A 20,874-nucleotide genomic window follows, 5' to 3' on the forward strand; every position below is an offset into this window, starting at 1 on the left:
GAAAAACGCGCCGCCGCGCCGACGAGCGTCGGCCGGATGACGGAGCTATGGGGGTTGTCGGCTTTGGGGCGCGGCCGCGGGGAGGGCGGCCGTCCAAATCTGGCGCGAAACTGCAATTTTTCGCGCGGATTTGCAAATGGGCGGGACGCGGTCCGACGGCTTACGGAAGCCGAGGACGTCTCGCGATTCTACCTCCTCGCCCCCGCGGCGTCTTGAACGTTCGGCGTGACGCCGAAGCTCCGGCGGGCGCGCCCGCCACGGGACGAGTCCGTCGACGGCGGGCGCTTTCATTTGTTTTTGTCAGCTGCTTGGCGTGGATGGCCGGGACAAGCCCGGCCAAGACGGCGGCGCGCCGTTTCGCGATGTGTGAAAGGGGAGGGCAGCGCCCTCACTGCTTCTTCAGCACGCAGCCTTCATTGCAGGTGTCGCGGAAAATGCCGACCTCGTGGATCGCCGGCAGCGCGGGCTCGAGGTCGTTCCATATATAGACGCACAAATTCTCGAGCGTCGGCTTGCCGAGGCCTTCCAGCTCGTTGAGGAAGGAATGGTCCAGCCGCTCGCGCAGCTGCTGCAGCCGCGCGCCGAGCTTGCCGAGATCCATGACCCATTCCTCGCCGTCCTGGCGCGGGCCGCGCAAAGTCACCCGCACGCGGAAGGAATGCCCGTGCAGATTGCGGTATTTGCCGCCGGTCGGGTGGTCCGGGTCGTAGAGGGCGTGCGCCGCCTCGAAGCAGAACTCCCGATAGACTTCGAACAGAACCGTCATTTCACCCCGATGGCCTTATGCGTCTGATGCGAGAACCGCCAGCGCGGATGCGCGAGGCAATAGTCGATCGCCGCCTTCGTATTGCGCAAACTCTCCGGCCCGTCCATGGGCTGGAGCAGGAAATGGTCGAAGGCGAGCCCCTCGAACAGCTCCGGCTCGGCGCCTTTTTGCGGATAGACGAGCTTGAGCTCGTCGCCCCTGGTCTGGACCAGCGGCGCGCCCGCCTTGGGGCTGACGCAGATCCAGTCGACCGTAGGCGGGACGGGAAGCGTCCCATTGGTCTCGACCGCGATCTCGAAACCCTCGGCGTGGAGCGCATCGAGAAGCGCGGCGTCGATTTGCAACAGGGGCTCGCCGCCGGTCAAGACGACGAAACGCCGCTCGCGGCCTTCCCCCCAAAGATGCGCCAAATGGGCGGCGAGGGCTTCGGCGCCCGAGAATTTCCCGCCATTCTCGCCGTCGACGCCGACGAAATCCGTGTCGCAGAAGCGGCAGTCGGCGGCTCCCCGGTCGGCCTCGCGGCCGCTCCACAGATTGCAGCCGGCAAAACGGCAGAAGACGGCGGCCCGCCCGGAATGGCGGCCCTCCCCCTGCAGCGTCTTGAAGGCTTCCTTGACCGCATAGGCCATGGTTTTTTGGTCCCGTGGAGCGATCGGGACTGATTAGGGCCTCGCGCGGCGAGGGTCCAGCGGGGAAGGGGCGATTGAAATCAGCGCGGCTCGGTGCTAAATATCCTCTGTCGCTGATGGCGAGCGAAAAACAGCACACCCTCTCGTGAGAGACCCGCGGCGCGCGGGGGCAACGGGATACTCGCACAAAAATAGCCTCCTGAGCAGGGGGCTATTTTTTTGGCCGCGTGACAGCCTCGCCTCGGGCCGTTTTCGACACCAGAGTCGCGAATGTTATTCTGGGCAGGTTTTTGGGTAGATTAGGTTTCTCATAAGCGCTGACCACGAACATAGCCGCGTCGAAGCTCGCTGATTTCGAGCGCTCTATATTGAAGAACACGGCATATGGACCGTCGAGGCCCGGAAGGTTTTCGATCAAGAGAAAGTTCTGACGCTGGCTGAAATATGCCTTGCCGGCGGACGCCTGCCGCACGATCGTCGGCAGATATAGGGAATGCCCATGCCGGATTGGGCAGAAGCACCGCGCTTCTGCGCCGAACTCGATCGTGTGATCGGCAGGGTGGGCTGCGTCCCATTCTTTCGAGACAGTATGGATGCCGAATGAGACGTAGAGCTTGTAAGTCGGCGCGCCTTCGGCCTTCGGCGTCACCGGCATCGTGAACGGTTTCAGATGCGCGAGAGAGTAGGTTTGCCCGCCGATTACATGCTCATTCCAAGGAAACGACATTCCATTCTCTAACCACGGCCATTCGATCGATCGCTCGGCGGCGAGTTATCGGCCGTGATCGCCTCTTCCGCAACTGGCGTTCGAGACGCGCGCATGGCCTCGCCTCGTTGGCGTCACTGCGGCGTCTCCGCCTCTGTCGCGTCACCCGTTCTTCGGCCGCTCATAGCGGTCTATGCCCGGCTCGGGGGCGCGCGGGCGAAGGTCGAGGCTGCGGATATAGGAGACGATATCGTCGATCTCGCGCCGCGAGAGATGCATGTCCGGCATTTTGGGATGCGGATCGACCAGGAAATTGGCCAGAGCCTTGGCGTCTGTCCGGCGCTGGGCGACGTCGGCGAAGGAGGGGGCGTCGGCGTTGGCGGTCTTTTGGGCGCTTGTCACCACATGGCAGGCGGAGCACCAGCGCTCGGCGATGCGCTTGCCATGGGCGGCGTCGGCGGCGGCGGCCGGCGCGCAAAAAGCCGCGAGCAGGGCCAGCGACGGAAAGAGGTGGCGCGAGAGTTTCATGCGGGGCTCCTCCGGCTCGTCGCGAGAGCGGGCGCGTCGCCCGACTCGCAGAAGAGACATGAGACCACGAATCCGCGCCGCCGAGAATCGCGGGTCGCGCCGAGGGGCCGCGACCAGACAGCGCAGGCGCGGGCGCCGATCAGGCCGCCTCCGCCTCGGCTTTTTCGGCCGGCCGCAGCGTCACTCTCGCGATGAGGCCATGCGGCTCGCGGTCCAGCAGGCGCAGCGAGCCGCCGGCCTCCTCGACCAAGGCGCGCACGATGGAGAGGCCGAGGCCGAAGCCGGCGTGCTCGTTGAGATTGCGTCCCGGCCGGCCGCGCACGAAAGGCTCGACGACCTCGGCCTTTTCCGCGTCGGGAATGCCGGGGCCGTCGTCGGCGACGTCGATCTGGACGCTCTCCTCGCCTCCGCGCGCCACCGATATGACCACACGGCGCCCATGGGCGACGGCGTTCTCGACCAGATTGGCGAAGACGCGCTGCAGATCGACGAGCGAGCCGATCACCATGCGCCGCCCATCGCCCTCATAGGCGACGTCATGGCCGAGATCGGCGAATTGATCGGTCACCGTCTGCAGCACGCTGTCGAGATCGACGATCTCCTGCGTGTGGCGGTAGCGCTCCTCGCGCAGGAAAAGCAGATTCTTGTAGAGCATCGAATCCATGAGCTCGACGTCGTGCAGCATTTTGGCGCGCAAGGCCTCGTCGTCGATGAATTCGGCCCGCAGCCGCATGCGCGTGATGATGGTGCGCAGATCATGGCTGATCGCCGCCAGCACGCGCGAGCGCGCCGCGATCATCGAATAGATGCGCGCCTGCATGCGGTTGAGCGAGCGGGTGAGGTCGCGCACCTCCTGCGGGCCTTTTTCCACCAGCAGCTCGCTCTCGCAGGACTCGCTCGGGAATTTCTCCGCCCTGTGGGCGAGCTCGACGAGCGGCGCGACGACCGCGCTCGACGTCCACAGCGTCAAAATGGCGGCGCAGATGAGGAAGAAGAACGCCGAGGCGAGCCAGATGCCCAACAGATGCGGCAGATCGGGCGTAGGCGCCGGGCAGCTCGGTGGCTGCGGAGGCGCGGGGCCTCCCGGCGCGCCGAAAAAATCATCCGGCGGCGGGCCGCGCGGGCCGTCCTCGCCGAACGCGTCCCGTCGCAATTGGCGCGAGATCGGGGTGAGCGTCAGATAGCCGCCCTTGCGCAGCGCAATGGCGAGACGACGGCCATCGGGCGCTATGCCGAAGACCTCCGCATCGGGCCATAGCCGCCCGCGCAGCGAGATCGGCGAAGGCTCGCTGCGGCCGGCTTGCGCCGCGGGCGGACGCTCGGCGGAGACGCTCGGCCGCATTCCATGGGCGAGATCGTCGAAAGCGACGACGAGCCTGCCGCGATCGTCGAGGGAGGCGAGATCGAAGGCCCAGGCGAGAGCGGCCGAGGTCTCGACCGAGGCGACATGCGGCCGCGGCGCCCGTCCCTCATGCCCGCCACCCGGCCCATAGTGGAAAAATTGCACCGCGATCGTCACGCAGAGGTGGAACAGCACGATGGACGCGAGCACCAGAAGGGCGATCTGCCCGGCGAGATGATCGGGCCGCAGCGCGCGCCAGAACCGTGTCACGCGCGCACCACCTGCGGCGTGAACAAATAGCCTTCCGAGCGGATGGTCTGAATATAGCGCGGGTTCTTCGGGTCGCTCTCCATCTTCTGCCGCAGCCGGCTGATGAGCACGTCTATGCTGCGCTGGAAGGGGCCGGCGGTCGGGCCATGGGTGAGATCGATGAGCTGGTCGCGCGTCAGCACGCGATTGGGCCGTTCGCACAGCGCATAGAGGAGATCGAATTCGGCGCTGGTGAGCGCCACTTTCGTGCCCCCGGGCGTCGTCACCTGATGCGCCATTATGTCGACGCGCCAGCCCTCGAAGAGATAATAGCGCGAGCTCGTCTCGTCGCGGCTGGCGAAGGCGGCGCGCGCGCGGCGCAGCACGGAGCGGATGCGGGCGAGCAATTCGCGCGGATTGAAGGGCTTCACCAGATAATCGTCGGCGCCCATCTCGAGGCCGAGAATGCGATCGACGTCCTCGCCCTGCGCGGTGACGATGACGATCGGCAGATTGCGGTCGGCGCGCAGCCTGCGGCAGATGGAGAGGCCGTTCTCGCCCGGCAGATTGAGATCGAGGATCACGAGATCGAACTCGCGCTTGGCGAGCGCCGTGTCCATCGTCGCGCCATCGGCGACGACGGCGACGTCGATCTGATGGGTCTGCAGATAGCGAGAGATCAATTCGCCGATTTCGGCGTCGTCCTCGACAAGGAGGATCGCGTCTGTCTTCGTCACGTCGAGCGCACCAGCGGGAATCATGCGGCGGCGTTTCCGTCGCGGAGTCGAGACCTATCCCGTCAATGTGTCTCGATCGTTTCCAGGTCGACGAGATTGCGGACGCGAGCAAGGCGTTTTTTCGCCCTTTTCGAGACGCTGCGCGCCTCCGTTCGGACACCCGCCGCGAAAAACCGGAAAAACTGCGGAAAAGCCGGCGCGCGACAGTGTGGACGCGCCGCGCCCCTGCTGCGTCTTCCATGCGGGGTTCCGGCGAGCGTGCAGCTCGAGGAGGGTCGAATGGATCAGGCGTCTCGCATCGCCGCTTATCTGGCGAGGGAAGCTCTCGAGGATTTTCGCGACCGCACGACCTATGAGCTCGATCCGGTGAGCCGCTTCCTCTATGTCAGAGCCAAGGAATTCTATTGGACGCTCACGCGGCTCGCAGGCCTCGCGCATTTGCACGACGGCGCGTATCGGCGCCCTGCGCGGAGAGCGGAGCCGAGAGCGCCTCTCGCGGATTTCGCCGCGCCGATGAAACGGCCGCGCGTGCTCGTCGATATGACGGCGACGCATCGCTACGGGCTCGAGACCGGCATACAGCGCGTGGTGCGGGAGATCGCGCGCTGGGCGGTCGCCAGCGGCGCCGGGCTTCCCGTCGTCATAGAGGAGAGAAGGCTCGTCTCCTATTACAGCCATGCCGCTCTGCCGCCTCAGGTGGAGATCGCGCCGGGCGACAAGTTTCTGATGTTCGACGCGAGCTTTCACGACATCGACGAATATGCGCCGATCATGCGCCGCGTCTCGGCCGAGGGCGGGCAGAACGTGCTCGGCCTCTATGATCTCATTCCGCTGCTTTATCCTGGCGCGATCAGCCCGGGACTCTATCTCGATTTTCGGCGCTGGTTCGACACGATGGTTCCGAGCTGCGACGCGATCGTTTGCATCTCGCAGAGCACGGCGCAATCGCTCGTCGGCTATTTGCGCGCCCATTCCTATCCGGCGGATGCGTTGCGGCGCGTCGGCTGGTGGCGGCTCGGCGCGGATTTCGCCGCGACGGAGGCCGCGCCCGGCCGCAAGGCGGCGTCCATTGCGGCGACCCGTGCGCCGCTCTTTCTGAGCGTCGGCACGCTGGAGCCGCGCAAAGCCTATCCGATCGCGCTCGAAGCCTTCGAGCGGCTGTGGCGCTCTGGAGTCGATGCGCGCTATGTCATCGTCGGCCGCGTCGGCTGGCAGGGCCGGCTGCTCGCGCGCCGCATTCGCGACCATGAGGAATATGGCCGGCGGCTCTTCTGGCTCGATGACGCCGACGACGCCTCGCTACGGCATCTCTATGCGCAGGCGCATGGGCTGGTCTCGGCCTCGATCGCGGAAGGCTTCGGCTTGCCGCTGGCGGAGGCGGCCTTTCACGGGCTCCCGGTCATCGCCAGCGACATTCCAGCGCATCGCGAGATCGCCGAACAAGGCGCGACCTTCTTCCCGCCGCTCGACGCGGCCGCGCTCTCCATGCGCCTTCGCGAGGCGCTGATGCGGCACTGGTCGACGCAGAACCACGAGGCGCGGATCGTCACCTGGCGGGAGTCGACGCAGGAGCTGCTGGGCATGATCCGCGCCGACTCCTACCAATGGCGCTTCGAGCGCGGCGGCTTCCGCGCCGATGCGCGGATTTGCGTCTGAGCCGGCGCCGGCCCATAGTCTCTCGCGACGTGTCGTGAGAGGCGAGGGCGGTTTTGCCGGAGACGAGCGAGGGGCCGACGGAGGTCGAAGACGAGAGCCTCGCCGAGGCCGCGCGTCGGCTGAAGGCGATCATCATCGGCTCGCTCGGCAATCTCGTCGAATGGTATGATTTCTACGTTTATTCCGCTTTCTCGCTCTATTTCGCCAATTCCTTCTTTCCCGGCGACGATCCGGTCGCGCAAATGCTGTCGAGCGCCGGCGTCTTCGCGCTCGGCTTCTTCATGCGGCCGATCGGCGGCGCATTGTTCGGCGAGATCGGCGATCGTTTCGGGCGCCGGCGCGCGCTGACGCTATCCGTTCTCTTGATGTGCCTCGGCTCGCTGATCGTCGCCGCCACGCCCGGCTATGCTGCCATCGGCGAGGCGGCGCCGGCGCTGCTCCTCTTCGCGCGGCTGCTGCAAGGCCTCAGCCTCGGCGGCGAATATGGCTCGTCGGCCACTTATCTCTGCGAGATGGCGGCCTCGCGCCATCGCGGATTCTATTCGAGCTTTCAATATGTCACGCTCATCGGCGGACAGCTGACGGCGCTCTTGGTGCTGCTCGTCCTGCAAAATCTCGTCTTCACGCCAGAGGAATTGCGCGCCTATGGCTGGCGCATTCCTTTCGCGATCGGCGCGGGGCTGGCGCTGTTCGCGCTGCTCATGCGGCGCGATCTCGAGGAGACCGAGGCGTTCACTTCCGGTACGTCGCCGCGGCGCCGCAGCTCCTTGCGCGCGCTCGCCTCTTATCCGCGCGAGGCGGCGACCGTGGTCGGGCTGACCATGGGCGGCACGCTCGCCTTCTACGTCTACACCACCTACATTCAGAAATTCCTGAAGCTTTCAGCAGGTTTGAGCGATGCGCAGACGACGTGGATCAGCGCCGGCTCGCTCATTTTCGCCATGGCGCTGCAGCCGGCCTATGGCGCTTTGTCCGATCGCATCGGCCGACGTCCGCTGCTCATCGCTTTCGGCCTGCTGGGGACGCTCTTCACCGTGCCGCTGATGACAGCGATCCAGACCGCGCGCGGTCCTTGGACGGCCTTCGCTCTGGTGCTGGCGGGCTGGCTCATCGTCGGCGCCTATACGTCGATCAATGCGCTGGTGAAGGCGGAGCTGTTTCCGGCCTCGGTGCGGGTGACGGGCGTCGCCGTGCCTTATGCGATCGCGGTCTCGCTGTTCGGCGGCACGGCGGAATATGTCGCGCTCTGGTTCAAGAGCGAGAGGCGCGAGAGCTGGTTTTATTATTATGTCAGCGCGGCGATCTTCTGCTCGCTGATCGTCTATGCGCTGATGCCGGAAACGCGCTCCGCCTCGCGTATCGATGCGGAGCGCGCCCGCTGAGATCTCCTTCTCCCCGCGAGCGGGGAGAAGGAAGGCGGCGGAGGCTGCGCGAAGCAATAATCCGATCGATCGCCCGTCAGGCGGCGGCGCCGCCGGCGAGCCGCGGCGCGAAGGGCGAGGCGCCCGCCGGTAGGGCGAGGCCCGCCGCCTCGCGAATGGCCTGCACCGGCGTGCGCGAGAAGGATTCGACGCAGAGCGCGATCTTCGATGTCGAGGCGGCGGCGAGCAGCGAGGCGAGGCCGGCGCGGTCGAGCGGCGCCTCGTCCCAATAGGCGACGGCGAGGCTCTGCGGAACGATCTCATGCGCCGCCATCAGCCGCGGCGAATGGCGCACGAACTGCCCATAGAGCAGATATTCGGAGAAGGCGCGCGTGCGGCACAGCGCCAGGAACCAATCGACCCCGGTAGCGTCCTCGATCGCGCGCGTCATCGCGCGCACGGCGTCCTTGTCCCAGACGATGAGATTGCCGATGTGATCGTCGGCCGGAAAGCTGCTCGGCGGCAGGCCGAGAAGCCGGTCGCCATTGGCGATCCATTTGGCGTGCAGCGGCGCATCGGCGGAGATCGCCCCGCGCGCGATATAGAGCGGCGAGCGCGCGCCGCCGGCATAGGCGCCGATATCGAAGCGGCGGATGATCACATTGTCGGAATCGACGATGCAGAAGCGCTGTTCCGGCAATTGCAGAACGGCGGCGATCTTCAGCATTTGCTGAATGTGCCACCCATGCACAGGCCGCGAGCGGAAGGACCACCACACGCGGCGTCCGTTGCGCATCAGAAAGGGCGGCACCAGCCGCAGCCAGCGCGGCAGAAAACGCGAGCAGGGCAGGATGACCCGGCGCGGGCCGGCGAATTCCGCGAACAGCTCCATATCGTCGTCATTGACGATGACATAGTGCCGCTCATAGCCGGTGAGGCGGCGGTCGATGCTCTCGCAGAGCAGAGCGAAGCGCTCGCGGTCGGCGCGATGCGTGGGCGTGATGAGCGCGATCGGTCGTTCCATAGGCGTTCCCCCGATGACATTGGAGCAGGCCGCCGCCGTGCCAGATTGGGACAGTCGTTCGGTTTCTCGCATGAGGTCGCAAAGCCCGGGCCGGTCAGCCGCGAATCTTGAATTCGGCGAGAAAGCGAATGCCGAAGAGGGCGAAGAGCATGCCGATCCAGCCCGGATTGGCGCGCTCGAAGAAGAAGCTCTCGAGCGAGTTGAGATAGAGGCTGAACATCCAAATCTGCACAAAAAGCAATGACACCGCCGGCTCGTCGCCGCGCGCGCAGACACGGCGGACGTCGCGCGCCGGCTGCACGATCAGCGCCGCGAAGGCGAGCGCCAGTCCCGGCAGGCCCATGGCCAGCACTGTGTCGAGATAGCCATTATGGGCATGGGCGGCGTTGCCGGCCCAGATCGTCGTGTCCTCGCCGCCGAAGCGCAGCGCCGCAGTGGCCCAGAATCCGCCGAGCCCATGTCCGAAGATCGGCGTCTCGGCGGCCTTGGGAATGGCGAATGTCCAAATATCGGTTCGGCCGGTGAAGGAGGCGTCCAGCGGCAGCGACGCGGCGATGGCGCCGAACTGCGGGACGAGGATGGAGCCTATGCCGAAGAAATTCAGCAGCGCCAGCGGCGAGAAGACGATGATCGACCACAGCACGACATTGCGCGTGCGCTCGGCGAGCAGAGAGAGGAGGATCGTCGTGATGCAGATGGCCGTCGAGCTCTTGCCGCCCGAGCACAGCACGAAGAGGAGCGAGAGCACGAAGATCGCCCAGCCCTCGACCGTGCGGCCCGCGCGCAGCACGAAAATGCCGATGAAAGTCAGCATGGAGAAGACGGCGCTGGCGACATTCTTATGGCCGAACACGCCGCGCCAATCGCCGGCGAGCTGCGGCTCGCCGATGTCGGTCGCCTGATGGATCGTGTAATGCGGCAGGAAGACCAGGCCGAAATAGGAGAGGCCGACGATGATGAGCGCCACAATGCTCAATAGCTTGGCGAGATCGTCGCGGCCGCGCGGCAATAGGAAGAGCGAGAGGCAGCAGGTTCCGACGCAGCCGAGCATCACCACGCGCTTCAACGAGTTGGAGATTTCGTGCGAGGTGACGAGCGTCACGCCGATCCAGCTGGCGAGCGCGATATTGGTGGGCGTGGCGAGCGCGGCGAGCGCCGGCCGATCGGTCCGCCAGATATAGAAGAAGGCCGCCGCCGCCATCAGGCCGAAGGCGGCGTAGAGCTGAATGTCGCGGCCTTCCGCGAGCTCGAGCGTCTCCGGCGACGCGAGATCGGCGAAAGGCGAGAAGGTGATCCAGCCGACGAGCAGAATGGCGCAGAACAGGATTCCGCGGCCGTCGATCTCGTCCAGTCCCCCCGCCGAGGAGGCGCTCATATCCGTCATGAGGAATAGCGATAGGGCTGCGGCATCGCGCCGACGGAGGCCAGCAGCCGGCCGATCGCTATGCCGATGGGATGGGTGGCGGCGAGCGGATGCTTGGAGTCTCGCAGCATGCGCAGCGCGCGTTGCAGCGAGACCGGGGCGAGCGCGAAATTCTTGGCGATGAGCAGCAGGCGCTGGCGCAGGCTGCGCGCCGCGAGACGGTCGATGCTGTAATTGATCGCGCCCGTGGCGAGGCTGCGTTTCAGCACCCAGCCGAGCGCCAGCCGTCCGGGCGTCACCTGCTCATAGATCTGCGCCTCCTGACGCCAGAAGAAGGTGAAGCCGGCGCGGCGGCAGCGGGTGAAGAACTCCGTGTCGCCGCCGCCGAGAAAATTGAATCTCGTATCGAGCGCAGGCTCTGCGAGTCCGTCGAACACCTCGCGCCGCAGCAGGCAATTGCCGGTGCCATAGATGATCGGCACCGGGCCGGTCTCGCCGAAGGCCGGCCAGAACACCGGATGATCGCGGAAGGCGGACTTGGCCTCCTCCGGGAAGATGGGCGTCACCGGGCCGCCGACGATATCGGCGCCCTCGCGCGCGCTGGCGACCATCTCGTCGAGCCATTGCGGCTCGGCGCGCTCGTCGTCGTCGATCATCAGGAAATATTTCGCCGCGGGAAACCGCTCCCGCGCGAGGCGAAAGGCCGCGTTGATCGCATGGACATTGCCTTGGCGCGGCTCCACCGCGGCGACGCCGGAGAGGCGCCCGTCGCGAAAGAAGGATTGCGCTACATCGAGGCCGACCGGCGCGGCCGCGTCATTGTCCACGACGACGACGGCGAAGGCGACCTGCGTCGCCTGCGCCTCGATCGACTCCAGCGTCGTCCGAAGCATTTCGGGACGGCGGAAGGTCGGAATGCAGACGACCGCCTCGAAGCGAGCGGCGTCGGCGATGGGGTCGAGGGGTAGTCGAGTGCTTTGTGTCATTCCAGATTCGTCATCAGGGTGAAGGCGCCGAGCGTCGCCGTGGTCGGAGCGCTCGCCATTGCTCTGTGATTGTCGCGGCCGGGATCCGCGTCGCGGTCGGCCGCCTGGAGAAAAAAACGCATCTTCTCCAGCAGCGCCTCTCGCGAGAGCGCGGAAGAGAGCGCGTGATCGGCGCCGTCGATGACGTCGATCTCGACATTGGGGAGGTGTCTCAGGAAACGCGCGTCTGGCCCGAAGCAGACGTCCATCGCCTCTCTGCCGACGTCATGGTCGCCATGCAACATGAGGATGCGAACGCCGCGCGCCGCCAGCTTCGAGAAACTGGCCCGCGCCTCGCGCGCTTTGCCATGCGCGAGGCCGAGGCGTTGCGCGAGCGCCCCGGCGAAGGCCGAAGCCTTGCGGCGGAGCAGGGCGGAAGCGATATCGACGAGCTTGCCGAGAGAGACTTCGCCATTGACGACGCGCGCCCAGGCGCGGGCGCTCATCGCCTTGGCGACATAAGTGTGGGTTGCCGCAAAGCCCATTTCGAGCAGCTTCTCGCGCTCTTCGCCCTCGACCTTGCCGAAGACCTGGAGATTGGCGAGCGCGAGGGTCTTCACGCGCGTATCGGCGAGGGCGGCGTAGAGCGCGAGCGCCGCGCCGCTGCATACGCCATAGAGCGTCACATTCTCGAGGCCGCGCATTTCGAGAAAGTCCAGCGCGGCCGAGACATCCTCCGCGCGCGCCGCGTCATAGAGAGCGGAGCGCGGTCCGTTTTCGACGACGGCGGAATCGCCTATGCCGAGCGTGTCCATGCGCAGCGAGGCGAAGCCGAGGCGCGTCAGAGCGCGGGCGAAATCGACAGTGGAGCGGCCGCAGCCGATATGGTGATTGGCGCCGGTGTCGAGCATCAGCACGGTCATCTTGGGCTTGCCGCGTGGCAGGCACAGCACACCGGCGAGCTGCCGACGCTCGCCGAACACGACGCCGCGCTCGATGAAATGCTCTGTGGCGAGCGCGCCTTGCGGCGGCCGCGAGGTCAGCGCCGCGCCCGCGCCCTCGCTGGCGAAGGCGACGACGGCGTCGAGATCGTCGAGCGGCGGCGGCGCCGGCATGGGCGCGGGCGTCAACGCGCGATAGTCGAGAAGCGCGCGCGTCTCGACGGCGGCGCCGAGCGATTGGAGCCGCTGCAGATAGTCCGGCGCCGGCTTCGCCGCTGGATCGTGCAGCACTAGCACGCGCTGGGCCGGCGCGGCTTCGAGCCGCGTCAGATCGATGCGCTTCACCGCCGCCGCCATGGGCTGGTTGATCGTGAATCCTTCGAGGTGAATATCGTCGCCGCTCGTCGCCGCGGCGATGCTCGCCTCCGGCGTCGCGCCGCTCGCCGCCAGAACGCGCGCCATCATCTTGAGCTCGCGCAGATAGGAGGAGCCCTTGACCACCGGCGCGATCTGCACGAGGCGCTCGACGCCGCCGACCTCGGCCGCGAGCGTGGCGCCGAGACGCAGGCCGACCAGCGCCACCTCGCGCACGCCGATCACCTCGCGCATCCAGCGCACGGCCGTGCGAATCTGCTCGCGCCAGGCGTCGACGATCGCCGGATCGGCCGGATCGCCGAGGGAATCGCCCTCGCCCGGATAATCGAAGCGCAGAGTGGGGAGGCCCGCCGCCGCCAGACGATCGGCGAGCACACGCCAGGACTGATGCGCGCAGAGACCTTCATAGCCGATGGAGGCGCACATGACGACGCCACGGTCGCCGTCCGCGTGATGCAGCCAGCCGAAGCTCTCGCCGATCGTCACCGGAGTGGAATTCATATCCTCGACTCGCTCACGCTCACGCATAATCACACCATGCTCGGTTTAAGGCTTTGTTCCGGAAGCCGCGATCTCTTCTTACGTTCAGGCTTTCGATTCGGTTCAAATCGGCGCAAAAAACGCCAGCCCGCGGTAAAGAAGAAGAAACCATGCCAGCGCGCATCCCGTCGCCCGCTGGCATGAATCTTCGAGATTTTCGCGCGTCGGCCGAATGTGCGTCCCAGAATGGCGCAGCGGCTCCCCGCTAAAGGACAAGGACAGCAGCGCCCATGCTCGCCAGGCAGACCGTCGTCTATTTCGCGGCCAATGTGTTCTCCGCAATCTTCGGCCTGCTCAACACCATCGTGTTCACGCGCGTCTTCGCCGTCGCGGCCTATGGCGATTATCTGCTGGGCTTCGCCTTCGCCACGCTTCTCGCCACTCTGCTCTCCAGCGCGCTGAAGCTCGCCATATTGCGCGAGCAGGCGAAGGGCGACGGCGCCGATATTCGCGGCGCGATCCTCGCCGCAATGGCGCTGCTCGCGCCGGCCGCTCCCTTGTTCTTTTTCGTGGCGCGGATGACGGGCCTCGCCGCGCCCGTCTCGGCGGCCGCCGTCATGCTGGCCTTCGCCGTCACTCTCTATGAGACGAGCCAGGAATCTCTGCGCGCGGCGCAGAAGGCGGTCGATTATCTGCGCGGCACGGTCTATCGCGCGCTGCTCGTTTCGGCGCTCGGCGTCGCAGTCGCTTTCGCGAGCGCCAGCGGAGCGGCGCTGCTGGTCTCTTCTTCCATTGCGCTGGTCGCGGCGACGGCGCTGTTCTGGCGCGCCTCCTGGGGCGACGCCCGGCCGCGGCTCGATCGCGCGCGCCTCGTCGAGATCGGCAAGGCCGGCCTGCCTTTCACCTTCTCGATGTCGCTGATGGCGCTGGCGAGCGTCGCCGATCGCTTTCTGCTCGCCGAGCTCTCCAGCGTCGCCGACGCCGGCCGCTATGGCGCGAGCGTCGATCTCGTGCGGCAGGCGCTCATCATTCCGGCGATCAGCGTCTCCACCGCCTTCGTCCCCATGGCGGTGCGGCTGCTGGCCGAGCGCGGCGAGGCGGAGGCGCGCCGCCATCTCGAGAAATCGATGGAGCTGCTGCTCGCCGTGGCGCTGCCGGCCTGCGTCGGTTTCGCGCTGGTCTCGCCGCAGATCGCCGATCTCGTGCTCGGGCCGGAGTTTCGCGAGACCGGGAGCTGGGCCATGCCCATTCTGGCGATGGCGGTGGTGTTCCAGATTCTGACGCAGCAATATCTGCACACGAGCTTTCTGCTCTCCAACCGCAACAGCTTCTATCTGATCAATACAGGCTCGATCCTCGCCTTCAATCTCATCGTCTCGGCGCTGCTGATCTATCGCTTCGGCCTCGCCGGCGCGGTGTGGGGACGTCTCGCGGCCGAAATGTTCGGCTGCGCGCAGGCCTATGCGCTGAGCCGCGCCGCTTTCGCCATGCCGCTGCCATTCGGCCGGCTCGCGCTCGTCGGCGCGGCGACGGCGGCGATGGCGCTCGCGGTCCACATGCTTTCGGAGAAGGTCGTGGCGCTGCCGCCGGCGCTCGCGCTCATCCTATTGGTCGGCGCCGGCGTCGCCGCCTATGCTCCCATCGCTCTCGCCTTCGATCTCGCGGAAGCGCGCGCGCTCATCGGCGGCGTGGCGCGGCGCCTCGGCGCGCGCGCCTGTCAGAGCCCCGTCGCCTAAAAGACGAAATTTGCGAACAGCCGCACATTGGCGCCGGGCATCGGAACCTCGTCCTTCTTATAGGAGACGCTGTTGCGTATGTCGGCGTTCAGCAGATTGTCGCCGACGATTCCGACGCTCACTTCCCGCGCCGGGAACTCCCCCTTGGGCAGCGTGACCCTATAGCTGATCTCGGCTTTCAGCAGATTATAGCCCTTGGTCGGCGTCTCGGCGATTTGCGCGATATTGTTCTGCGCGAAGGCGTGCAGATAGCTGACGCGCGCCAGCCAATTGGAATCGCGCCAGAAAACGCCGCCGCCCGCGCGCACGGGCGGAATGCGCGGCACATTGGCCCCATCCGAGAATGTCGCGCGCACCACGTCGAACTTGTTCTCGACGCCGAGAATTCCGCCCGCGAGCGGCAGCGCGTCCCATTGGCTCTGGAATTCGCCGCCGCGGAAATTCGCGTCGCGTTGCGAATAGAGCGCCTGATGGAGCGGGCCGCCGGCGCCGGCCGGCGAGCAGCTGTCGAAATCATCCGCGCAAGTCTCGCCGGAGAGGCGGCGATAGATGAATCCGTCGAAATGCGTGTAGAAAAACGTCGCCTCGAAGCGGAATGGCCCTTTGGCGCGGCGCAGGCCGACCTCCACCGTGTTCGCCGCTTCTATTCCGAGCAGCGGATTGCCGATGTCGAAAGTTCCCGTCGCGTCATGGACGCCATGCGAGAACAATTCCGGCCCACGCGGCGCGCGCTCGACATGCTGCGCGGTCAGGCTCCCGACCGTGTCGAAAGGCAGATCCTGCAACAGGCCGACGGCGATGCTCTTGGGCGTGAAATGGCGATCGTATTTGAAGGAGGTCGTCGGATCGAGGAAGAGATCGGGCGTCTGGCCCGTCGTCTCGACGCTCTCGATGCGGCCGGCGACCTGCAGGCGCAGCGCTTGGGTGAGCTGGAATTCGTTGAAGAGATAGAAGGCGATGCTGTGCGAGTCGGTAGGATCGAACAGATTGCCGCCGGCGCCGGGCGCGGTGAGCCGCTGATGCGCGCCCTGCACGCCGAATGCGGTGGTGAGCTTCGCGAAGCGCAGATCGAAAGGCGCGAGCTGCGCCTCGATCCGCGCCTCCTGCTCCTGATTGGTGAAGGTCTGCTGTATGCCCTCGGCGCCGCCCTCGAGACCGACCTCATTATGCTTGTAATCGCTCGCGCCGGCCCACAGGCGAATGGCCTCGATGAAGGAGGCGGGCGGGCGATATTCGCCTTTCACCGCCACTTTCGTCTGCCGCAACTGGATGCGCGTGCGGCTCTCCGTCGAATCCATGCCGGGGATGCGATAGACGCTCTCGAATTGCGTGACCGAGGCTCCGAAAAAGCCCCGATCGAAGATGTAGGAGCCGCCCGCCGACCAGCCGCCGGAGCGCATGAAGGAATTGGGCTGGCGTCCGAAGACCAGCGGCGCCGGATCGGTCGGCGCGAGATAAGGATAGGAGGGAATTGCGTAATTGCTCGTGCGGCGGCCGTGGGCGTCGGCGTGCAGCGCGAAATTGCCCTGGCCGACGTCGACCAGCGCCGCCTGCTCCAGCCCGGCGTCGACCGTCGAGACCGCGCTGCGCGTCTCCAGCCGCGTGCATGGGCCGGGGAGAGTCTCGTCGCCGCGGCAGGGCAGGGCCTCGGGAATGCGGTTGTTGGTGGCGTTGACGACGCCGCCGATCGCCTGCGAGCCCCAGCGCAAGGTGGCCGGGCCGCGCACCACCTCGACGCGATCGGCGCCGAGAGGATCGAGCGGCACGCCATGATCCTCGCCGAGCTCGGAGACGCCGCTGGAGCCGAGGCCGTTCTCCTGAATGCGGACGCGATGCGCGTCGAGGCCGCGGACGATCGGCCGGCTGGCGGCGCCGGGCGCGAAGCTGGAGCCGGTGATTCCAGGCTTGTCGAAGAGGAGATCGCCGAGCGTCGCGCCGCCGGAGCGGCGAATCTCGTCCGAATCGACGACCGTCACAGTGGCGAATTGATCCGCGACTATAGGCAGAGCGCCGCGCGTCTCCGGCGCGGCGGGCTGCGCCGTCGCCGGCGCGCGTCGAATCGGGCTCGACGCGGCGATGTCGATCTCGGGAAGCGCCTCCTGCGCGCCCGCCGGGCTGGAGCCGAGCGCCGCCAGGAGAATTCCGCCCGATAGAGTGAGGCGGATAGAAGTATTTTCCATGAATCTCGTCCCCGAGAGCATATGTTATAACATAACGTCGATAATGCGCCGGGGGCTCGGCCATTGTCAATCCGCTGCGCCGCCGCGCGCGACGAATGGGCGTGGAGGGCTTGATCGCGGAGCCGAAATCGGGCATAGGCTGCGCCCACGAGGTGCTGGGCGGTGATCCCGGCTACATGTAATTTTGTCCGGGGATCGACCGATGAAAGTCCGCAATTCGCTGAAGTCTCTACGTGCGCGTCACCGCGACAACCAGCTCGTGCGCCGCAAAGGCCGCGTCTATGTCATCAACAAGGTGCAGAAGCGCTTCAAGGCCCGCCAGGGCTGACGAACCGCCCGCTTCGCGCTGAATTCGATGACGCGCCGCCCTCGAGTGGCGCGTTTTTCGTTTCTCATGCGCCCATCAGCGCCAGAATATGCGCCGCGGCCGAGCGGCCGAGCGCCGTGAGGTCGTAGCCGCCCTCGAGCAGAGAGACGACGCGCCCGTCGGCGCTGCGCAGCGAGGCGTCGATAATGCGCTTGGTCGCCTCGCTATAGTCGCGCTCAGTGAAGCGCAGGCCGCCCAGCGGATCGTCCCTGTGGCCGTCGAATCCGGCCGAGATCAGCACCAGATCGGGCGCGAAATTTTTCAGCCGCGGCAGGATGCGCGTCGTCAGCGCCTCGACGAAATCATCCCCCGTCGCGCCCGCGAAGAGCGGGGCGTTGACGATCTGGTCGAACTCGCCGGTCTCGCTCGTCGCTCCTGTGCCGGGATAATAAGGCGCCTGATGGGTGGAGCAGAACAGAACCTGCCGATCCGCCCAGAACGCCTCCTGCGTCCCATTGCCGTGATGAACGTCGAAATCGACGATGGCGACGCGTCCCGCGGCATGGGCGGCGATCGCATGGCGCGCGGCGATGGCGACATTGTTGAAAATGCAGAAGCCCATGGGTGTGGTCGGCCCGGCGTGATGGCCGGGCGGGCGCACGCAGACGAAGGCGGTGTCCGCCGCCCCTTTCATCACTTCGTCCACGGCCGCGGTCGCGCCGCCGGCCGCATGAAACGCCGCCTCCAGGGAATCGGGACACATCAGCGTGTCGGGATCGAGCGCGACGAGCCCCTCGCGCGGCGCGGCTTTCTCGATCGCGCGCAAATGGCTCTCGGGATGGACGCGTAGCAGGGCTTCGCGCTCTGCGGCGGGCGCCGAGACGCGGATGAGATGCTGGAACCGCTCGGCCTCGAGCTCGCGCTCTATGGCGCGCAGCCGCTCGGGCTGCTCGGGATGGCCCGCGCCCATATTATGCGCGAGGCCGCTCTCATGTGTGAAGAACAGGGTCCTCGTCATGGCCAGCCGCTCTCGACTCTCGCTAAAGAAGTCGCCCTGCCAAAGAAGTCGGCGCCCTTGTAGCACGCCGCAGCGCCGGGAGGGCGCCGGAAAAATTCTCAAAAAGCCGCATCTGACCGGCCGCCGCCGTTGCGTTGCGGCAACAGGTCGGGAATTATTGCGCGACGATGTTTCCGGTCAGTAAGTTTATGGTAAGCAAATTCCTAAATAGATGCTTCGGGCGTTGAGAAAGGGCGCGTTCATGGATTCGAGGCAGGGTTTCGTCGCGGTCGTTCTCGCTGTCTCGCTCGCCGGCTGCAACGCCGGGTTCGGGCCGCGCTTGCCGGATCCGCAGCTCAGCGGACGCGACGCACAATTCATGGCTCTGGTGCCCACGGCGGATGTCGGCGCGGCCTATGAGCGATATCTCGTGGACTTCAAGACGAGCGAGGCGCCAGGGTCCATCGTCGTCGATACGAAGAATAAATTCCTCTATCTCGTGGAGCCGAACGGCAAGGCGATCCGCTATGGCGTCGCCACCGGGCAGGAGGCCTATGGCTGGACCGGCCGCGCCGTGATCGGCGGCATGCAGGAATGGCCGCGCTGGATTCCGCCCAAGGACATGCTGGAGCGCTGGCCGCATCTGCAGCCGACGGCCGACGCCGGCGGCCTGCCCGGCGGCCCGGACAATCCGCTCGGAGCCCGCGCTCTCTATCTCTTCGAGAATGGGAAAGACACGCTCTACCGCATTCACGGCACCAATGAGCCGGAGAAGATCGGCCAGAGCGTCTCCTCCGGCTGCATCCGCATGCGCGACATAGACGCCATCGACCTCTACAGCCGCGTCAAGGTCGGCGCGAATGTCGTGGTGATCTGAGGGCGTTCTCCCTCTCCCCGCGAGCGGGGAGAGGGTTGGGGTGAGGGGCCGGGGCGTTTCGCGGAGCCTTACGATGCGCGGCCTTCGTCTTTACGAAACAGCGCGAAGCCGCGAATTGCGGGCGGCGCGGACGCCGGCGGAAGAGTGTTTGTGGGGCGCGCTGAGGGCGCGCCGCCTCGCCGGCTATAAATTCGTCCGCCAATTGCCGATCGGTCCTTATTTCGCTGATTTCGCTTGTCGGGAGGAAGCGCTCGTCGTCGAGGTCGATGGCGCGACACATTCCACTGACCAGGAAGTCGTTCGCGACGCGCATCGAGATCGGATTTTGGGCGAGGCGGGCTTCAGGGTCCTTCGCGTCGCCAATGACGACGTGTTTCACAATCTCGATGGCGTGAAAGAGACGATTCTCGCTTCATTGGAGCGGCGAGAGACATTGTAGCCTCTGGCCCAGGCCCCTCACCCCCGCCCTCTCCCCGCTCGCGGGGAGAGGGAGTCGCGCTGCTCTAATCCAGCGGCTCCACCGCCACGATCTCTATTCCAAAGCCCGAGAGGCCCACATAGGTGCGCGGCTTGGGCTTGGAGGTGCGCAAGCGGATCGAGGTGACGCCCAGATCCTTCAAAATCTGCGCGCCGAGGCCCACGTCCAGCCATTGCGCGGTGCGCGCCTCCTCCGAGCTGCTGTCCGAGACGACCGGATTGACCGGAACGCCGGCCGCGCCGTCGCGCAGATAGACCAGCACGCCGCGTCCTTCCGCCGCGAAACGCTCCATGGTGCGACGGATCGCATCCGCGCCGCCGAACACGTCGGCGATGATGTCGGCGCGATGCAGCCGCGCCGGCACGCCCTTGCCGTCGCCGATCTGCCCGACGACGAAGGCGAAATGCTGCACCGGATCGAAGGCGCTGACATAGGCGTGGCAGGTGGCCTCGCCGGCGAAGGTCTTGACCGGAAAGCTGGCGACGCGCTCCACCAGCTTCTCTCGCGCTTGCCGATGCGCGATGAGATCGGCGGTGGAGATCATCTTCAGCCCATGGGCCGCCGCGAAATCGACGATCTGCTTGCCGGCCATCACCGTGCCGTCGTCATTGGCGAGCTCGCAAATGACGCCCACTGGCGGCAGGCCGGCGAGCCGGCAGAGATCGACGGCCGCCTCCGTATGGCCGGAGCGCATCAGCACGCCGCCTTCCTTGGCGATGAGCGGGAAGACATGGCCCGGCCGCACGAAATCATGCGGGCCGCGATTGCCATTGGCGAGCGCGCGCACCGTGTTGCAGCGCTGCTCGGCGGAAATGCCGGTGGTGAGCCCCTCCCGCGCGTCCACGCTGACGGTGAAGGCGGTGCCGAGCGGCGCGTCATTGGCGGCGACCATAGGCGCGAGGTGCAGCCGCCGCGCCTCTTCCAGCGTCAGCGGCGCGCAGACGATGCCGCAGCAATGGCGGATGATGAAGGCCATTTTCTCAGGCGTGCAGAGCGAGGCGGCGATGATGAGGTCGCCCTCGTTCTCGCGGTCGTCGTCATCGGTGACGACGACGATCTCGCCGCGCCCGATGGCCTCTATGGCCTCGGTGACGGAATGGGACAAGACGGGCTCCGCTGTTCCCGGCGCATTGGGCCGGCGCGGCTGTTCTACTCCCGCGCCCCAGCGGATTCAAAC

The 20,874-nt window shown here is 66.4% G+C and carries 19 protein-coding genes; 6 read left to right on the top strand and 13 right to left on the bottom strand.

Features of this window, described 5'->3' with window-relative positions; genetic code table 11:
• Positions 1-388: 388 nt before the first annotated feature.
• From K369_RS23635 to K369_RS23660, 6 genes are all read right to left on the bottom strand, one after another.
• Entirely contained in the window at positions 389-766 is a 378-nt protein-coding gene (locus K369_RS23635) for a 6-carboxytetrahydropterin synthase (protein WP_036296674.1), read from the bottom strand.
• Complete coding sequence (queE, locus tag K369_RS23640; RefSeq protein WP_036296677.1) at positions 763-1,395, bottom strand: 7-carboxy-7-deazaguanine synthase; 633 nt, start codon at positions 1,393-1,395, stop codon at positions 763-765. The genes K369_RS23635 and queE overlap by 4 nt, the downstream gene beginning before the upstream one ends.
• Before the next feature lie 211 nt (positions 1,396-1,606).
• On the bottom strand, positions 1,607-2,122 hold the full coding sequence (locus K369_RS23645) for a hypothetical protein (RefSeq protein ID WP_036296680.1): 516 nt from the start codon (positions 2,120-2,122) through the stop codon (positions 1,607-1,609).
• Between the two features lie 141 nt (positions 2,123-2,263).
• Complete coding sequence (locus K369_RS23650; protein ID WP_036296683.1) at positions 2,264-2,629, bottom strand: cytochrome c; 366 nt, start codon at positions 2,627-2,629, stop codon at positions 2,264-2,266.
• 139 nt (positions 2,630-2,768) lie between these two features.
• Positions 2,769-4,241: an ATP-binding protein gene (locus K369_RS23655; protein WP_036296686.1), complete on the bottom strand. Its 1,473-nt coding sequence runs from the start codon at positions 4,239-4,241 to the stop codon at positions 2,769-2,771.
• Positions 4,238-4,981 (bottom strand): response regulator, encoded by a 744-nt coding sequence (locus K369_RS23660; RefSeq protein ID WP_051949579.1) that lies wholly within the window; start codon positions 4,979-4,981, stop codon positions 4,238-4,240. The genes K369_RS23655 and K369_RS23660 overlap by 4 nt, the downstream gene beginning before the upstream one ends.
• Positions 4,982-5,236: 255 nt before the next feature.
• Here K369_RS23660 and K369_RS23665 point away from each other — a divergent pair, with 255 nt between their 5' ends.
• Both K369_RS23665 and K369_RS23670 read left to right on the top strand, forming a co-directional pair.
• Positions 5,237-6,613 (top strand): glycosyltransferase family 1 protein, encoded by a 1,377-nt coding sequence (locus K369_RS23665; RefSeq protein WP_051949580.1) that lies wholly within the window; start codon positions 5,237-5,239, stop codon positions 6,611-6,613.
• Positions 6,614-6,666: 53 nt separating this feature from the next.
• The gene (locus K369_RS23670) at positions 6,667-7,995 is read left to right on the top strand and encodes an MFS transporter (RefSeq protein ID WP_051949581.1); all 1,329 of its coding nucleotides are present in this window, start codon (positions 6,667-6,669) and stop codon (positions 7,993-7,995) included.
• Positions 7,996-8,071: 76 nt separating this feature from the next.
• On the opposite strand, the gene K369_RS23675 is transcribed toward K369_RS23670, so the two are convergent.
• From K369_RS23675 to K369_RS23690, 4 genes are all read right to left on the bottom strand, one after another.
• Positions 8,072-8,998, bottom strand: a complete 927-nt coding sequence (locus K369_RS23675; RefSeq protein WP_036296690.1) for a DUF6492 family protein — start codon at positions 8,996-8,998, stop codon at positions 8,072-8,074.
• 94 nt (positions 8,999-9,092) lie between these two features.
• Positions 9,093-10,382 (bottom strand): O-antigen ligase, encoded by a 1,290-nt coding sequence (locus K369_RS23680; RefSeq protein ID WP_036296693.1) that lies wholly within the window; start codon positions 10,380-10,382, stop codon positions 9,093-9,095.
• Complete coding sequence (locus tag K369_RS23685) at positions 10,379-11,347, bottom strand: glycosyltransferase family 2 protein (RefSeq protein WP_051949582.1); 969 nt, start codon at positions 11,345-11,347, stop codon at positions 10,379-10,381. The genes K369_RS23680 and K369_RS23685 overlap by 4 nt, the downstream gene beginning before the upstream one ends.
• A complete protein-coding gene (locus tag K369_RS23690) occupies positions 11,344-13,170 on the bottom strand; it encodes a hypothetical protein (RefSeq protein WP_245278308.1) in 1,827 nt (608 codons plus the stop codon). The genes K369_RS23685 and K369_RS23690 overlap by 4 nt, the downstream gene beginning before the upstream one ends.
• Positions 13,171-13,412: 242 nt before the next feature.
• Between K369_RS23690 and K369_RS23695 the strand changes: the two genes are divergently transcribed.
• The gene (locus K369_RS23695) at positions 13,413-14,858 is read left to right on the top strand and encodes a lipopolysaccharide biosynthesis protein (RefSeq protein ID WP_036296698.1); all 1,446 of its coding nucleotides are present in this window, start codon (positions 13,413-13,415) and stop codon (positions 14,856-14,858) included.
• Here K369_RS23695 and K369_RS23700 read toward each other — a convergent pair.
• A complete protein-coding gene (locus K369_RS23700) occupies positions 14,855-17,038 on the bottom strand; it encodes a TonB-dependent receptor (protein ID WP_036296887.1) in 2,184 nt (727 codons plus the stop codon). The genes K369_RS23695 and K369_RS23700 overlap by 4 nt on opposite strands.
• Positions 17,039-17,240: 202 nt before the next feature.
• Here K369_RS23700 and ykgO point away from each other — a divergent pair, with 202 nt between their 5' ends.
• Positions 17,241-17,366 carry a type B 50S ribosomal protein L36 gene (gene ykgO / locus K369_RS23705; protein WP_024878816.1) on the top strand — a complete coding sequence of 42 codons (126 nt, stop codon included), beginning with the start codon at positions 17,241-17,243 and terminating at the stop codon, positions 17,364-17,366.
• A gap of 64 nt (positions 17,367-17,430) precedes the next feature.
• Here the strand turns inward: ykgO and K369_RS23710 are convergent, their stop codons facing one another.
• Entirely contained in the window at positions 17,431-18,363 is a 933-nt protein-coding gene (locus K369_RS23710) for a histone deacetylase family protein (RefSeq protein ID WP_036296700.1), read from the bottom strand.
• Positions 18,364-18,604: 241 nt separating this feature from the next.
• On the opposite strand from K369_RS23710, the gene K369_RS23715 reads away from it, so the two are divergent.
• Both K369_RS23715 and K369_RS23720 read left to right on the top strand, forming a co-directional pair.
• Positions 18,605-19,219, top strand: a complete 615-nt coding sequence (locus K369_RS23715) for a L,D-transpeptidase (protein WP_036296702.1) — start codon at positions 18,605-18,607, stop codon at positions 19,217-19,219.
• 73 nt (positions 19,220-19,292) lie between these two features.
• On the top strand, positions 19,293-19,658 hold the full coding sequence (locus tag K369_RS23720; RefSeq protein WP_036296706.1) for an endonuclease domain-containing protein: 366 nt from the start codon (positions 19,293-19,295) through the stop codon (positions 19,656-19,658).
• Positions 19,659-19,722: 64 nt separating this feature from the next.
• Here K369_RS23720 and ribB read toward each other — a convergent pair whose 3' ends face one another.
• On the bottom strand, positions 19,723-20,802 hold the full coding sequence (gene ribB, locus K369_RS23725; RefSeq protein WP_036296709.1) for a 3,4-dihydroxy-2-butanone-4-phosphate synthase: 1,080 nt from the start codon (positions 20,800-20,802) through the stop codon (positions 19,723-19,725).
• Positions 20,803-20,874: the final 72 nt, after the last annotated feature.

Source organism: Methylosinus sp. PW1 (assembly GCF_000745215.1).
GTDB lineage: Bacteria > Pseudomonadota > Alphaproteobacteria > Rhizobiales > Beijerinckiaceae > Methylosinus.

Bases quoted from the DNA above. Each gene is read 5' to 3' on its own strand.
- K369_RS23635 (WP_036296674.1), bottom strand. From the start codon at position 766: ATGACGGTTCTGTTCGAAGTCTATCGGGAGTTCTGCTTCGAGGCGGCG.
- queE (WP_036296677.1), bottom strand. From the start codon at position 1,395: ATGGCCTATGCGGTCAAGGAAGCCTTCAAGACGCTGCAGGGGGAGGGC.
- K369_RS23645 (WP_036296680.1), bottom strand. From the start codon at position 2,122: ATGTCGTTTCCTTGGAATGAGCATGTAATCGGCGGGCAAACCTACTCT.
- K369_RS23650 (WP_036296683.1), bottom strand. From the start codon at position 2,629: ATGAAACTCTCGCGCCACCTCTTTCCGTCGCTGGCCCTGCTCGCGGCT.
- K369_RS23660 (WP_051949579.1), bottom strand. From the start codon at position 4,981: ATGATTCCCGCTGGTGCGCTCGACGTGACGAAGACAGACGCGATCCTC.
- K369_RS23665 (WP_051949580.1), top strand. From the start codon at position 5,237: ATGGATCAGGCGTCTCGCATCGCCGCTTATCTGGCGAGGGAAGCTCTC.
- K369_RS23675 (WP_036296690.1), bottom strand. From the start codon at position 8,998: ATGGAACGACCGATCGCGCTCATCACGCCCACGCATCGCGCCGACCGC.
- K369_RS23680 (WP_036296693.1), bottom strand. From the start codon at position 10,382: ATGACGGATATGAGCGCCTCCTCGGCGGGGGGACTGGACGAGATCGAC.
- K369_RS23685 (WP_051949582.1), bottom strand. From the start codon at position 11,347: ATGACACAAAGCACTCGACTACCCCTCGACCCCATCGCCGACGCCGCT.
- K369_RS23690 (WP_245278308.1), bottom strand. From the start codon at position 13,170: ATGCGTGAGCGTGAGCGAGTCGAGGATATGAATTCCACTCCGGTGACG.
- K369_RS23695 (WP_036296698.1), top strand. From the start codon at position 13,413: ATGCTCGCCAGGCAGACCGTCGTCTATTTCGCGGCCAATGTGTTCTCC.
- K369_RS23700 (WP_036296887.1), bottom strand. From the start codon at position 17,038: ATGGAAAATACTTCTATCCGCCTCACTCTATCGGGCGGAATTCTCCTG.
- ykgO (WP_024878816.1), top strand. From the start codon at position 17,241: ATGAAAGTCCGCAATTCGCTGAAGTCTCTACGTGCGCGTCACCGCGAC.
- K369_RS23710 (WP_036296700.1), bottom strand. From the start codon at position 18,363: ATGACGAGGACCCTGTTCTTCACACATGAGAGCGGCCTCGCGCATAAT.
- K369_RS23715 (WP_036296702.1), top strand. From the start codon at position 18,605: ATGGATTCGAGGCAGGGTTTCGTCGCGGTCGTTCTCGCTGTCTCGCTC.
- K369_RS23720 (WP_036296706.1), top strand. From the start codon at position 19,293: ATGCGCGGCCTTCGTCTTTACGAAACAGCGCGAAGCCGCGAATTGCGG.